Origin of the sequence: Paractinoplanes deccanensis (genome assembly GCF_016862115.1) — a bacterium.
GTDB lineage: Bacteria > Actinomycetota > Actinomycetes > Mycobacteriales > Micromonosporaceae > Actinoplanes > Actinoplanes deccanensis.
Genome location: NZ_BOMI01000053.1, coordinates 1 through 13982, shown reverse-complemented (window position 1 = coordinate 13982; position 13982 = coordinate 1). Strand labels below are relative to the sequence as shown.

9 protein-coding genes and 1 pseudogene are annotated in these 13982 nt (G+C 72.5%); 8 read left to right on the top strand and 2 right to left on the bottom strand.

The genetic code is table 11. The features are described 5' to 3' along the window. Nucleotides 1–11 precede the first annotated feature (11 nt). Entirely contained in the window at nucleotides 12–1178 is a 1167-nt protein-coding gene (locus Ade02nite_RS14410) for an MFS transporter (RefSeq protein ID WP_203762241.1), read from the top strand. A gap of 35 nt (nucleotides 1179–1213) precedes the next feature. Here Ade02nite_RS14410 and Ade02nite_RS14405 read toward each other — a convergent pair whose 3' ends face one another. Then, nucleotides 1214–2926 (bottom strand): copper resistance CopC family protein, encoded by a 1713-nt coding sequence (locus Ade02nite_RS14405; RefSeq protein WP_239168750.1) that lies wholly within the window; start codon nucleotides 2924–2926, stop codon nucleotides 1214–1216. Between the two features lie 144 nt (nucleotides 2927–3070). On the opposite strand from Ade02nite_RS14405, the gene Ade02nite_RS14400 reads away from it, so the two are divergent. From Ade02nite_RS14400 to Ade02nite_RS50915, 5 genes and pseudogenes are all read left to right on the top strand, one after another. Next, complete coding sequence (locus Ade02nite_RS14400) at nucleotides 3071–4864, top strand: immune inhibitor A domain-containing protein (protein ID WP_239168749.1); 1794 nt, start codon at nucleotides 3071–3073, stop codon at nucleotides 4862–4864. Between the two features lie 20 nt (nucleotides 4865–4884). Further along, the gene (locus Ade02nite_RS14395) at nucleotides 4885–6597 is read left to right on the top strand and encodes an AbeC-like domain-containing protein (RefSeq protein ID WP_203762239.1); all 1713 of its coding nucleotides are present in this window, start codon (nucleotides 4885–4887) and stop codon (nucleotides 6595–6597) included. Continuing rightward, entirely contained in the window at nucleotides 6590–6928 is a 339-nt protein-coding gene (locus Ade02nite_RS14390; RefSeq protein WP_203762237.1) for a hypothetical protein, read from the top strand. Before Ade02nite_RS14395 ends, Ade02nite_RS14390 begins: the two co-directional genes overlap by 8 nt. 72 nt (nucleotides 6929–7000) lie before the next feature. After that, nucleotides 7001–10057 (top strand): DUF4132 domain-containing protein, encoded by a 3057-nt coding sequence (locus tag Ade02nite_RS14385; protein WP_203762236.1) that lies wholly within the window; start codon nucleotides 7001–7003, stop codon nucleotides 10055–10057. Between the two features lie 93 nt (nucleotides 10058–10150). Beyond that, nucleotides 10151–10517: pseudogene (locus tag Ade02nite_RS50915) on the top strand (transposase); the annotation flags it as partial. Here the strand turns inward: Ade02nite_RS50915 and Ade02nite_RS14380 are convergent. Beyond that, the gene (locus Ade02nite_RS14380; protein ID WP_203762234.1) at nucleotides 10504–11427 is read right to left on the bottom strand and encodes a zinc finger Ran-binding domain-containing protein; all 924 of its coding nucleotides are present in this window, start codon (nucleotides 11425–11427) and stop codon (nucleotides 10504–10506) included. The pseudogene Ade02nite_RS50915 and the gene Ade02nite_RS14380 sit on opposite strands and share 14 nt — an antisense overlap. A gap of 110 nt (nucleotides 11428–11537) precedes the next feature. On the opposite strand from Ade02nite_RS14380, the gene Ade02nite_RS14375 reads away from it, so the two are divergent. Continuing rightward, complete coding sequence (locus tag Ade02nite_RS14375; RefSeq protein ID WP_239168748.1) at nucleotides 11538–13013, top strand: serine/threonine-protein kinase; 1476 nt, start codon at nucleotides 11538–11540, stop codon at nucleotides 13011–13013. Nucleotides 13014–13075: 62 nt separating this feature from the next. After that, nucleotides 13076–13982: cbb3-type cytochrome c oxidase subunit I (locus Ade02nite_RS14370; protein WP_203762230.1), on the top strand; the 907-nt coding region annotated here is incomplete at its 3' end.

The following is a 13982-nucleotide window of genomic DNA, read 5'->3' as shown; positions in this document are numbered from 1 at the left end:
GAGGTGAACCCATGAAGCGCGCGGTTGGTGCTCTGATCGGCTTGGCCGGCGGCACCTTTCTGTACGGCACTGCTGAGGGCCTGCCCGTCGGCCTGCTGCTCCCCATGGCCGCCGACCTGGACATCTCCCCGTCCCGAGTCGGCATGCTGGTCACCGTCTACGGCGCGGTCGTGATGATCGCCTCGGTCCCGTTGACCGTGCTGGCCCGCCGCATCCCACGCCGGCGGTTGCTGTCGGGGCTGCTGGCCGGCTTCGTCGTCAGCAACGCGGCCACGGTCTTCGCGACCTCGTTCGCGCAAGCAGCGGCGGCCCGGGTGGCCACCGGACTGACCCACGCCCTGTTCTGGGCGGTGGTGGTGCCGGCCGCGGCCGAGCTGTTCCGGCCCGGCCTGCGCGGACGGGTGGTCGCGGTGGTGTTCGCCGGCGGCAACGTCGCGCTGCTCGCCGGCGTGCCCGCCGGCACCTGGCTGGGCGAGAAGGCCGGGTGGCAGGCGTCGTTCTTGGCGGTGGCCGGCCTCGGCGCGGTGGTCCTGGTCGTGGTGGCCACCCTGCTGCCGTCGACGCGGCCCGGCGAGGGGCACGCCACCTATGGCGCGACTCCCGACGCCCGGCGGTTCTGGCTGCTCGTGGTGATCGCCATCCTGACGACGGCCGGCGCGATCGCCGCCTACACCTATGTCGCCCTGTTCGTCACCGAGGTCACCGGCTTCGCCGCCGCGTCCGTCGGCGCCATCCTGCTGGCGCGCGGCATCGCCAGCGTGCTCGCCATGCTCGCGATCGGAGCGTTCGTCGACCGCAACCCGTGGCTTGCCCTGATATCGACCGTGATGCTGCAGACCGTGACACTGCTCGTCCTGTCCATGTTCGGCCGGCAGCCGGTGGTGGCCGTCGGCATGATCGCCCTGTCCGGCATGGCGTTCGCGGCGTTCACGGCAGCGCTGGGTGGTCTGGTCCTGCAGGTGGCGCCGGGACGCTCCGACGTGGCGGCCGCAACGCTGTCAGCCGCGGTCAACGTCGGGATCGCGCTCGGGGCCGTCGCCGGTGGCCTGGCGGTGTCGGGGTTCGGCGTGGCGAGCACGGTGGTGATCGGGGCGGCGCTCGGGGGGATCGCCTTGCTGCTGGCCTGCGGTCAACCGGCCGGCCGCGGGCGGGAGCAGCTGGCGTTGCGCACCCGGTGAGGGTGCGAAGCCACGCACGAGGATCCGGGCGTGGGTCAGGTCAGGTCGAGGGTGAACTCGGCGCGGTGGACCTCGCCGGCGACCTGGAACTCCAGGAAGGCGCGATAGCGGGCCGCGGCCGGGATCGAGACGGCCACCTTGACGGCGCCGTCGGCGAGGGCGGGGTCGGGGTGGACGTGGACGTAGCCGAGGTCGCCCTCGCGGAGGATGACCAGGTGGCCGTACGAGCCGAGGTAGGGCTCCAAGGTGGCGGGCGTGCCGGAGCGGGTGACCCGGAACAGGACGGGCACGGTGGCGCCGGCGCGCGGTGCGCCCTGCATGGTGACGGTGAAGGGGCCGGCCTGGGCGGTGCCGGCGGGTGACGGCAGCTCGGCGTGGGGTGCGTCGCCGGCGACGTGGTGGTCGGCGCCCAGGACCAGGGGGACCGTGGCGCCGGCGGGGGTTTCGACGGTGAAGTCGGCGAAGACGCGGTAGGTGCCCGCCTTGGGGAGGGTGAGCGGGACCGACCAGAGGCCGTCCGGGGACATCGTGGGGTGCAGGTGCTGGAAGCCGGTCAGGTCGCGGCCGGTGACCACCAGGTGCAGCGGCTTGTCGTGGACCACGGCGTAGCGGGTGGCGGGCTGCCTGTCGGGGCCGACGATGCGGAAGGAGTAGGCGGCCTTGGTGCCGCGCGGCTGGGAGCGGTGGACGGGCTGGAAGGTGTAGCCGCCGGCGCTGACCGTGGTGCCGGTGGCATCGAGGGTGGCGGCGCCGCCGCCGTGCTGGTGTCCGGTCGCCACCGCGGCGGCGGCCTGGGCCGATGGGGTGGGGCGCTCGGACGTGGCCGTCGTGCGGCCCAGCGCGTAGCCGCCGATGAGCGCCACCACGACGGCGCCGACGGCGAGCGGGCCGAGTGAGATCGACCGGCGATCCGCCGTGGCCGGCTGCGGGTCGGCGGGCGCGGCGGGGCTGACGGCCCCGCCCGGACGTTTCGGCCGGTCGCGCCCCTTGGCGCGGGCGGCAGCCCTCGGCCGGTCCCGGGTCGCGCCCCTCGGCGACGGCCGGGCCGTGGACAGGGTGTGGCGTCGCCGCCAGAGCAGCAGGCCGGCCACCGCGGCGACGGCGGCCGTCCCGCCGCCCAGCCACGCGAGCAGCCCGCCCCGGCCGTCCTCCGCCTGCCGGGCGGCCGCGGGCGGAGCCGCCGCGGAAGCCGGAGGGGCGCCGGCGGCGGGCGCCGACGCGGGCGCCCCCTCGTGCCCCGCGGTCAGCGCCGGATCCGCCTGGTTCGCCGGCGGCACCCATCCCACCGGCGCCGCCGTCGCCGGTCCCGTGTACTTGAACGTCACCGACCCGCGCACCGAGTCCCCGTCGGAGGCCCGGGACAGGTACTCGACGCGGTACTCGCCCGCCTCCGGCAGGTGGGCCACGCGCACCCGGGCCGGGTAGCCCGTCGTGTACTGCCGCGGCTCGAACTTCCCGTTCACCATGAAGTACTCGGTGACCGGCTTGTCGAGCGGTCTCGGCGCCGCGTGCTCCCACCCGTTGTCGACCCGGCCGCCGCCGGGCGCGGTGATGGCGAAGTACGCGTTCGCGGGCACCTGCTCGGTGAAGAAGAGCTCCACACTGCCCAGTGGCGAGCTGACCGTGGCCCCCTGGGCGGGAATGGACATCCCGAGCGTCCCGTGCGCCGCGGCCGGGGACGGCGGCAGTCCGAGGGCGACGGCGGCGACGGCGGCGAGCGCGAGGAGGACCCGGCGGAGCGGCTGCATGCTCTCATCCTCGGGAGCGCGAAGCTTTAGTCAAGACATCGACAACTTTTTACTTGGCTGAGAAAAGTTCGAGCCCATTGCTACATCGAAATATGTGAGATTTTATGGCTCCACGGGAAGAACATTCCGGAAGGAGCACGACTCTTGAGGAAGAGAATCAGCGTCGCGCTGGCCGGCGCGGTGGTGGCGAGCCTCATCGCCACGCCCGCCGCCGCCGCGCCCGGCGCGGGGCCGGAGCGAGCCGACAGGGAGCCGACCGCTTCGCTCGGCGAGGACAACCTGCCCCACCCGCTCGGCGAGGAGCGCGAGGCCGAGCGTACGGAAGCCCTGCGCAAGCTCATCGCCGGCCAGGCGACGACCGAGCAGAGGACCGGGTCCGAGGTCATCAAGCTCGGCCAGGGCCGCTACGTCGAATACCGCAAGAAGGAGACCAAGACCGACCCGGTCCTCACCTTCCTGGTCGAGTTCGGCGACGCGACCTACCCGGCGGCCGGCGGCACCGCCGGGCCGCTGCACAACCAGATCCCGCAGCCCAACCGGGCGGTCGACAACTCGACGATCTGGCGCGCCGACTTCACCCCGGCGTACTACAAGGAGCTCCTGTTCGCCAAGAACAAGGAGTCCATGACGAACTTCTACTACAAGCAGTCGGGCGGCCGGTACACGGTCGGCGGCGACGTCTCCGACTGGGTGAAGGTGCCCTACAACGAGGCCCGCTACGGCAGCAACGAGATCGACGAGTCCGACGGCTACTGGAACTTCGTCAAGGACAGCGCCACCGCCTGGTACGACGCGCAGATCGCCGCCGGGAAGACCCCCGCCGAGGTCGCCGCGTACCTGAAGACCTTCGACGTCTGGGACCGCGACGACTTCGACGGCGACGGCGACTTCAACGAGCCGGACGGCTACGTCGACCACTTCCAGGCCATCCACGCGGGCGAGGGTGAGGAGGCCGGCGGCGGCGCGCAGGGCGCCGACGCGATCTGGGCCCACCGCTGGTACGCGTTCTCCGACCTGGCCGGCGAGGCGGGCCCCGAGGGCAACCTGGCCGGCGGCGTGCAGATCGGCGACACCGGCATCTGGATCGGCGACTACACGACCGAGCCGGAGAACGGCGGCCTCGGCGTCTTCGCCCACGAGTACGGCCACGACCTCGGCCTGCCCGACCTCTACGACACCGCGGGCGGCGACAACGGCACCGGCTTCTGGACGCTGATGTCGGCCGGCTCCTGGCTGGGCCGCGGCGCGCCGACCATCGGCTCGACGCCCGGATACATGGGCGCCTGGGAGAAGATCTTCCTCGGCTGGTCCAACTTCGTGACGGTCAAGCCCGGCACGAGCAAATACATCACCCTGGGCACGGCGGCGAACGGCGAGAGCGCGCTGCCGCAGGCCGTGGTGATCCCGCTCGCCGACGGCTCGTACTACGCCGCGGAGTACCGCACCTACACCGGCTACGACGAGACCCTGAAGGTCGGCCCCTACAACTGGGGCTGGGCCGACACGAAGCCCGACTGGGCCGAGCGCTTCCCGTACCAGGACGGTCTGCTCGTCTGGTATGTGAACCCGGCGGCCGGCAACAACAACACGAGCCGGCACCCCGGCACCGGCCTGTCCCTGCCGGTCGACGCGCGCCCCACGCCGATCGTCTTCCCCGACGGCGTGCTGCTCGGCAACCGGCGCCAGCCGTTCGACGCCACGTTCGGCCTCCAGTCGACCGACCCGGTGACGTTCCACCGCAACGGGGCCGCCGTGTCCGTGCCGCGGCAGCGCGCGATCCCGGTCTTCGACGACTCGGATCCGCTGCGGTACTACAACACCGCCAACCCGCAGAACTCGGTGAAGGTCGCCGGCGCCGGCGTGAAAATCGAGGTGAAGACCCAGATCACCGGGCCGCTGCCACTGATGACGGTGAAAGTGACCCCACCCGCGAAGTGAAACTTCGATAGGTTCCCGGCATGTCCGATCCGCAGCCGCTGCTGAGCATGCCGTCGTACGTGCCGGGAACCACGCTCAACGACACCACGCGCCAGCTGTGCGGAGCGCCCTATCTGGACCCCGACTTCGCCAACGCGGTCATCCGCGAGGTCGTCGAGTCGGAGCGCAAGGCGGTGCCGCCCTCGTACGGGTTCGACCTCGATCCCGTGGTGCGGCACTGCCTCCGCGCCCGGCGGCTGCTGCTGATCCGGTACGCGGTGGTCACCGCGCTGCTGATCGCCGGCCTCTGCGCCAACAGCATCGCCACGATCGCCTGGCTGGGCTTCGCCGCGATCGTCGTGTTCCTGCGCTCGTCGGCGTACCGGGAGCTGCCCCGCGCGATGCGCCTCGCCGGCCTGGCGGCGCTCGCGGGCCTGGTCTTCTGCTTCCTGGGCTACCTGCTGCTCCAGGTCGTCGCGGCCGGCTTCATCGCGTCCGCCGGGTTCTCCGTGCCGGACGATCCGTTCGACGACTACGGCTCCACGTCGAGCGGGCTCCTCGCCGGCGGCGTGCAGACCTTCCTGCTGGTGTCGCCGCTCGCCCTGGCGATCGCGATGGGCGCGGCGCTGTTCCTGTCGCGCCGGCAGGCGTACGGCATCCTCACCACCGAATTGGCGCCGGGCGTCCCGCCGGTCGTGCCGCGCGGCCACAACCCCCGCGTGGAGTGGCGGCTCGGCGTGGTCGCGGCGATGCAGCGGGGCAACATCTGCGTGCAGGACACCGATCCGTACGCGGGTGCGGGCTTCATCGAGCACAGCTGGTCGTTCGCCGTCACCCTGCGCCCGTCCGCCGGCGACGACGGCCGGGTGGCCCTCGACACCGCCGCCCTCAACCGGCGCGTGCACGACGCCGTCCTGGGCCTGCGCGACGAGCGGCTGCGTGCGGGCGAGCGCATCCCGAACATCTACGTCGTGCCCTACGTGGCCGCCGACGGCAACCGCCGCGCCGACGACCCGCTGATCGACCCGCAGACCCGCACCCCGCGCACGCTCGCCTCACCCGAGACCATCGACGCCATCATGGCGAGCCCGCAGGGCGGCCTGCGCCACTACCTGCGGGCCGTGATCCCCGCCAGCGGCAAGGAGATCCGTACGCCGGACGGCCGTCTCGTGCTGCCCGCCCAGGACTCGGGGATCGGCGTCACCGCGTTCATCCACCTGGCTGTCGAGGGCGGCATGCTCTACACCGAGTTCGTGTGCACGGTGATGCCGCAGGTGCGCCCGCTCTACCAGTTCGTCGACAACGTGCGCCCCGAGCGCGTCACGGCCCACGCGGTCGCGGACACCTTGAGCAACTTCCTCCGCGACAACGTGCTCGGCCCCGTACACCTGATGCGCCTCGCCTGGGACACGCTGCGCCTGCCGAGCAGGATGGCCCGCTCGGGCCGCAGCGCCGACGAGTTCCGCTTCTACGACTACGGCGCCCACTTCAGCGTCCGCGAGCTGGCCTCCCAGCGCCCGACGGTCAAGTTCATGCAGGTGCTCGACGCGGAGAAGTACGTGAAGCTGCTCGACCGCGTGGTCAACGAGACGGTCCTCGACCACCTGGCGGACAGCGGCGTCGACACCACCGAGTTCCGCGCCGCCGTGGCCTCCGTCTCCATCGAGAACGCCACCTTCCACGGCGGCCAGCAGAGCTTCGGCGGCCGCACCGTCAACATCCAGCACAACGCGCCCGGAGGATCCCGTGCCTGATCCACAGATCAACATCGGCAACATGAACATCCACGGGGGACAGCAGAACATCGGCGGCCACAACACCAACATCCAGCACAACACGTACGCCGCCCCGGCCGACCAGGTCCGCGATCTGCTGACCGCCATCCGCACCGAACACCCCGACCCCGCCTACGCCGGCCGCGAGGTGGAAGCCATCGAGGGCGACCTCCAGGAGGGCACCCCCCAGGCGCGATCGCGCATCCAGACCCGCCTTCAGGCCCTCGCGAGAAGCGCCACCGACACCCGGACGGTCGCGGAGGCGGCCGCCGCGATCGGCGCCATCGTCGCGACCCAGTGGCCGTTCTGAGCGAGGGACCGTTTCTGTCGTAGGGGTGGGCTAGCGTTCCCAGCGCTGAAGATCGGCCTGGGGAGAGACCTGATGCGCAAGTTCGTACTGCCGAACGAGGATTCCTGGACGCTGCCCGCCCTGTGGCGGCAGAACCTGCGGCCACGCCGGGGTGGGCTGACGGTGCCCCGCCAAGGTGTTCCCGGCGACGCCGCCGAGCGGTTGCGGGCCTCGCTGGCCGACCCCAAGGTCGTGAAGGCGATGGCACGCGTTCGCGATCGGGACGTCATCTTCGATCCTGAGCTGCTCGCCGCCGGCGAGAGGCATCTGGACGGATGGCGGGAGGCTGGCGCGCCCGGCGGGCAGGCCGATCCGCGGGCGGCCGCGGCGGCCGCCCTGCTGGTCCGGCCCCGCATCTATGAGATGGACACCCGGCTCGTGCACGCGTGGGTGTCCCGGTTCGGGCTCGAGTTCGCGGTCCGGGCCGTCGGGGAGATGAGCCGGCTGATCGCCGACGGTGTGCTGTGGACGGTCGACCCGGAGCCGGAGAAGACCTACGAGCGGCTGTGGCGCGGCGACGACCTCGAAGACCTGGTGGCTGTCGCCCACGTGATGCGCGGTCTGCTCGCGGCCGCCTCCGACAGCGAGTACGAGCGGGCCTGCGAGATCCTCGCCGGCTACCGCGTGTCGGCGGTGGGCCGCATCCTGACCTCCTTCCTGGCGCCGACCCAGGTGGCCTGGGTCGACGAGGACTGCGCGGCGACCGCGGCCGGCTGGCCGGGGGTGCCCGACCGTGGCGAGGACTTCAGCTGGGGCGATCACCGGGCGCTGAGCGGGATCCTGGTCGCGGCCGCCGGCTCCGTCGATCATCTGGACCAGCTTCGCGGCAACATCAAGAACAAGTTCCTGGGCTACCAGGACCACGGCCTGGTCGGCACCATCCTGGACGGGGTGGGGCCGGCCGCCGTCCTGCCCGTCTTCAATGATCCGTTCTACCGCGACATGTTCCGCCTCAACGACCAGGGGTGGGTCAACCGGCACCGGCTCGGCGCGGACGCGATCCGGCTGCTCGCCGAGGTCCCGGACGACGAGGCGCTGCGGCTGATGTTCCGGGAATGCTTCGCGGGACCGCGGCGGCGCCCGGGTCTCGCGCTGAAGACGAAGGTGCTGGCCCGCTTCCCGGTGCGGGCGCTGCGCGTCCTCGCCGAGATGGCGGCCGAGGAGGACAACCCGCTGTGCACCGCCATGCTGGGCAGCCATGTGCTGGCGGACCCCCGATTGCTGCCGGCCGTGGCGGAGTCGCTGCCGGCCACGGTGCGCGCCCGGGTGGCGGAGATCGCGGCCGGTGGCGCCGGAGTCGGCGCCGCCTGGGCTCAGGCACTCGATGCCGTCCCGTGGCGGAACAACTACCAGCTCGACGGCGCCGACGAGGTGAAAAAGGCGATCGCCGCACTGGCCGCGATCCCGACCGAGGAGGCGCTGAGTCTGGTCGTCGACCGGGTCGACCGCAAGCATTTCCGGCCGGCGCTGCTCGCCGCCGCCAAGCGCGACCCGCGCCTGGCGTTGCGGGTGCTGGCCGCCAAGGCCACCGACGAGACCGTCACCGAGCTGCTGCGCAATCACGTGCTCGCCTATCCGGAGGCGGTGGCGCAGACCCTGCCGGCCCTGGAGGGCGAGGCGCGGGCCCGCGTCGAGGCGATCACCGGGCCGGCGGCCGGGACAGGCCACTCCGCCGCCACACCGCCGGTGCTCGCCGGGCCGCCGCGCCGCGCCGACGGCAAGCCGATGCGGGTGCCCGCCCTGCCGGACTGGCTGGTCCTGGCCACCCTGCCCGCGGTGGTCACGCATGACGGCGGCGAGCCGCTCTCCCCGGAGGCGGTGCGCAACCTGTGCGGGCTGCTCGCCGTTTCGAAGATCGCGGAGCCGCACCCGGGGATCGCCGAGGTGCGAGCTGCCTGCGACGAGCGGGACCTCGCCGTCTTCGCCTGGGCGATCTTCGAGCAGTGGCAGGCCGCGCAGTACCCGCCGAAGAGCAACCTGGCGATGGTGGCGCTCGCCGCGCTCGGCGACGACAGCACGGTGCCGCCGCTGGTCGCGCTCTTCCCGGACTGGGCCAACGCCGCCATGCGCGTCCGCACCGGCATGGACGTGCTCGGCGCCATCGGCACCGACCTCGCGCTGACCCAGCTCGCCCGGCTGGCCCGCAAGGCGAGGACGGCCGGCATCCGCGGGTTCGCCGAGGACCGGCTCAGCGCCGCGGCCGCCGCCCGGGGCCTGTCGCCCGTGGCGCTGGCCGACCGGATCGTGCCCGACCTCGGCCTCGACCGCGACGGCCGCCTCGTCCTCGACTACGGTCCCCGGCAGTTCACGGTCGGTTTCGACGAGCATTTCCAGGCGACGATCACCGACCGGCAGGGCGGGCGTCTCGCCCGGCTGCCCCGCCCGGCGGCCACGGACGACGCGACGCTCGCGCCGGCCGCCCAGCGCCGGCTCACCGAGCTGAAGAAGGACGTCAAGACCATCGCCGGGGAGCGGACCCGGGCCCTGGAGGAGGCGATGGCGACCGGCCGGCGGTGGACCGGCGCCGACTTCCGGCGGTTCTTCGTCGACCACCCGCTGCACTGGCAGCTGACCCGGCGGCTGCTGTGGGCAGCCTTCGACGAGCGGGGCCGGATGACGACCGCGTTCCGCGTGGCCGAGGACCGCACGCCGGCCGACATCGACGACAAGACCTGGGCGCTCGACGCGGACGCGACGGTCGCTGTGGCGCACCCGTGGCACGTCCGCACCGACCGGGCGGCCTGGGGCGAGATCTTCGCCGACTACGCGATCATCCAGCCGTTCCCGCAGATCGGCCGCGAACTGTTCACCCTCGCCGACCTCGACCTCGACGCCGTCGTCGGCAGTCAGATCGAGGGTCGCCGGCTCTACGCGCTGAGCGCCCGCGGCTGGCGCTTCGGCGACGGCCACGCCGCCCTGCTGCGGAACTGGCCGGGCGGCATCACGATCGAGCTCCGGTTCGGGCCGGGCTACCACTGGCAGGAGCCGGATGCCCCCCAACACCTGCACAGCGTCCGCGGCGACCTCGCCGGCCTGGACCCGGTCGGCGCCTCGGAGGTGGTCCGCGACGTGCGCTCGCTGGTCAACTGAAGCGGGGCGCGCTAGAGGGTTGAGTCCGAGATTTGGGCTGGTGGCGGTGCGGTCACGCCGCAATAGGGAAGGGTTGTTGTCTGCGCGGGGGCGCTGGCCCGGGTGATCGAGGCCGGCCACCACCTGATCACCGGCGGGCGGGTAATCCTGGCCGACCGCGGATTCGCCGGGGCGAGTTCGAGCGTTTCTGCGCCGAGGCCGGGGTGCATCTGGTCCGCCCGAAACGCGCCAACGCGAAGTCAGACGCGCCGCGTACCCCGGTCGAACGGGCCCTGCTGCGCTGCCGCCAATGGATCGAGTCGATCTTCAGACCCTGAAAGGCCAGCTGTCTCTGGAGCGCCACGGTGCCCGCCGACCGGCCGGGCTGTTCGCCCGGGCCGGTCAGCGGCTGCTCGCTCCGGCCGCGGTGATCTGGCACAACACCAACATCGGCGCGCCCACGGTCTCTAGATGCCTTGCCGGGTGCGGGCCGGGAGGCCGAGCTGCCCGGCGACCGGGTTCCACACCGCGAGGAACGCCGTCTTCGACGTGCCGGCCTGGTCGGAGGCGGCGAGGCCGCGGGCGTAGGCGGCCTTGCGGCTCGTCGTGTTCGCGCAGCCGTTGTCGACGGCGGCCTCGGCCCACTCCACGAAGGCGGCGTCGGCGTCGAGTGAGTGCTGGAGCGCGGTGACCAGGGTGGAGCGGATGGACTCGCCGTTGTCCACGGCGGACAGGTCGGCGGCCTTGACCTCGGCGATCTGGGCGCGGCGCTCGTCGCCGACGGCGCGCAGGTCGGCGAGGGCGCCGCTGAGGCCGGTGCAGCGGCCGACGCGGTCGATGGCGTTGTTGAGCTTGTCGCGGCTGCTCTTGCTGCGGTTGAGCACGTCGTCGACGACCCGGGCCTGCGGCAGCGGGTCGGCGGCGGCCGTGGTGGTGGCGGTCGTGGGAGGAGTCGTGGGAGCAGTGGTCGCCGGATCGGTCGTGAGGACACTGGTGGCCTGGGTGGTCGGGGCGGCGACCGGGTCCTTCTGATTGTTGCGGTAGAGGACCAGGCCGGCGACGAGCGCGATCAGGACGAGAACGGAGATGCCGGCCACCAGGGGCAGCCAGTTGCGCGGCGGCGGGCCGGGCGGGGGCGGCGCCGCGTAGCCGGGTTGGGGCGCCACATAGCCGGGCGGAGGATCGGCGCCGGGCGGAGGATAGGGCGAAGCGGCGGGCGAGTAGCCCGGCGGCGGGGACGACGGCGTGAAGGCGCCCGCGTAACCCGGCGGCGGCCAGGCCGGCGCCGACGAGCCGTCCGGCGGGGTCGCGTGCACCGGCAGCGCCGTGTTGCACCGGGCACAGGCCGTGGCGCTGGGGTCGTTGTCTAGCCCGCAGGTGGGACACACCATGGGGGCCACCTTATCGATGGATGGTCACCCGAGGTATGCCCGCAGGAGCGACATGTGATGACCGGAAGTCGTCAGCGAACGGCTCGACAGCTGACGGTAGGGTTCGACCTGTGAACCGGCCGCTCCAGCCCGACGATCCGCGCCGGCTGGGCCGCTACGAGCTGGACGCCCGGCTCGGCGAGGGCGGCATGGGCACGGTCTTCCACGGCCGCTCCCCCTCCGGGCGCCCGGTCGCCGTCAAGGTGGTGCGCCGCGAGTTCGCCTCCGACCAGGAGTTCCTGCGCCGGTTCCGCAGCGAGGTCAACCGGGCGAGGCAGGTGCCGCCCTTCTCGACCGCCGAGGTGCTCGACGCCGACCCCGATCACGATCCGCCCTACCTCGTCGTCGAGTATGTCGACGGGCCGAGCCTCGACGCCGTGGTCCGGCAGCGCGGACCGCTGGACGGCGCCGCGCTGCACGGCGTGGCCGTCGGCATCGCCACCGCGCTCTCCGGCATCCACGGCGCCGGCGTGATCCACCGTGACCTGAAGCCGGCCAACGTGCTGCTCGCCATGGGCGGGGTCAAGGTGATCGACTTCGGCATCGCCCGGCCGACGGAGATGACCAGCCGCCACACCGGCACCGGTCACATGGTCGGCACGGTCGCGTACATGGCGCCGGAGCGCTTCGACAGCGACACGGCCGGCTTCCCGGCGGACATCTTCGCCTGGGGCGCGGTGGTCGCCTTCGCCGCCACGGGCCGCACCCCGTTCGGCGGCGACTCGCCGACCGCCACCGCCATGCGGATCATGACGCAGCCGCCCAACCTCACCGGCCTCGACGGTCCGCTCCGGGCGATCGTCGAGCGCGCCCTCGCCAAGGACCCGGCCGCCCGCCCGACCGCCCGCGAGCTGCTCGACGCCCTGCTGGGCGAGCCGACGGTCGTGCCGGCGCCGGAGCCCGTCGCCCCCGACCCCGACCCCGTGCCGCCTCCCCGGCGCCGCCGGCCGTGGCTGGTCGCGGCCGCGGTCGTGCTGTGCGCGGTGGCCGCCGGCGCAGTGGGGCTCGTGCTGCGCGACCGCCCCGGCTCCGAGGCCGCGAACCCTCCGGTTGTGACGACGACCGCGGGGCCACCCTCGCCCGCGCCGACCGGCCTCGACGGCATCCTCCAGGGCCGCCGCCGCACCCTGCTGCACATGGCCAACATCGACCGCGACCTGGCCCTGCCCCAGAACGCCCCGGCCAAGGCGGGCGGCGGCACCACTCCCGAGTCGGTCTTCGTGCTCCACCCCCGCGGCGACGCGTACCTGATCGCCTCGACGGTCGCCGGCCTCACGGGCGAGGTCCGCTGCCTCGGCATCCAGCCTTCCGAGAGCCGCGCCTCCTCCGACCTGGTGCCCACCGGCTGCTCGGCCTCCGACAAGACCCTGTTCAGCCTCTCCCCCACCGGCGAGCGCGACGATAAGGACCGGCCGACCTACACCCTCGCCAACGAGGCGTACGGCGTGGTGCAGTGGAGCGAGGACGACGCCCGCCTCTACGTCGAGCTGGCCGGTGACTTCCCCGCTTCCATCCCGTTCAGTTTCGTCGACCGAGGTCCTCCGTAGGCGAGAAACGCCTATAACGGAAAGTGACGTACTGTTTCCTTTCCGTGATTGCCGAGGATCTCATGACAACAGTCGCCCCGAAACCGGTGGTCGCCCGGCCCTATCCGGCACGCCGGCAGGTGAGGGGATCGGCGCTCGCCCGGGTTCTCCGCAGCACCGACGCGAAGCAGATCGGCATCAACTACCTCATCACGTCGGTTCTCTACTACTTCGCCGGCGGCCTGCTGGCGCTGCTCATGCGCGCGGAGCTGGCCCGGCCGGGCATGCAGTACCTGTCGCCCGAGCAGTACAACCAGCTCTTTACCATGCATGGCACGATCATGTTGCTGTTCTTCGCGACGCCGATCGTGTTCGCCTTCGCGAACTACATCGTGCCCATGCAGATCGGCGCGCCCGATGTGGCGTTCCCGCGGCTCAACGCGTTCGCCTACTGGCTCTATCTGTTCGGCAGCCTGACGGCGATGAGCGGCTTCATCACGCCGGGCGGCGCCGCCGACTTCGGCTGGTTCGCCTACACGCCGCTCAGCGACTCGCTGCACTCCCCCGGCATCGGCGGCAACATGTGGGTGGTCGGCCTCGCCGTCTCGGGTCTGGGCACCATCCTCGGCGCGGTCAACCTGATCACCACGATCCTGACCCTGCGCGCGCCCGGCATGACCATGTTCCGCATGCCGATCTTCACGTGGAACATGCTGGTCACCAGCCTGCTGCTGATCCTCATCTTCCCGTTCCTCGCGGCCGCGCTGTTCGCCCTCGCCGCCGACCGCGTCCTCGCCGCGCACGTCTACGACGTGGAGACCGGCGGGCCGATGCTCTGGCAGCACCTGTTCTGGTTCTTCGGCCACCCCGAGGTGTACGTGGTCGCGCTGCCGTTCTTCGGCATCATCACCGAGGTCATCCCGGTCTTCAGCCGCAAGCCCGTGTTCGGCTACAAGGGCCTGGTCGCCGCCACGCTGCTGATCGCCGCCC

What these genes read in the sequence shown, in the direction of transcription:
- Ade02nite_RS14385 (WP_203762236.1), top strand. Translation starts at nt 7,001, where the DNA reads ATGCGCAAGTTCGTACTGCCGAACGAGGATTCCTGGACGCTGCCCGCC.
- Ade02nite_RS14410 (WP_203762241.1), top strand. Translation starts at nt 12, where the DNA reads ATGAAGCGCGCGGTTGGTGCTCTGATCGGCTTGGCCGGCGGCACCTTT.
- Ade02nite_RS14405 (WP_239168750.1), bottom strand. Translation starts at nt 2,926, where the DNA reads ATGCAGCCGCTCCGCCGGGTCCTCCTCGCGCTCGCCGCCGTCGCCGCC.
- Ade02nite_RS14380 (WP_203762234.1), bottom strand. Translation starts at nt 11,427, where the DNA reads ATGGTGTGTCCCACCTGCGGGCTAGACAACGACCCCAGCGCCACGGCC.
- Ade02nite_RS14395 (WP_203762239.1), top strand. Translation starts at nt 4,885, where the DNA reads ATGTCCGATCCGCAGCCGCTGCTGAGCATGCCGTCGTACGTGCCGGGA.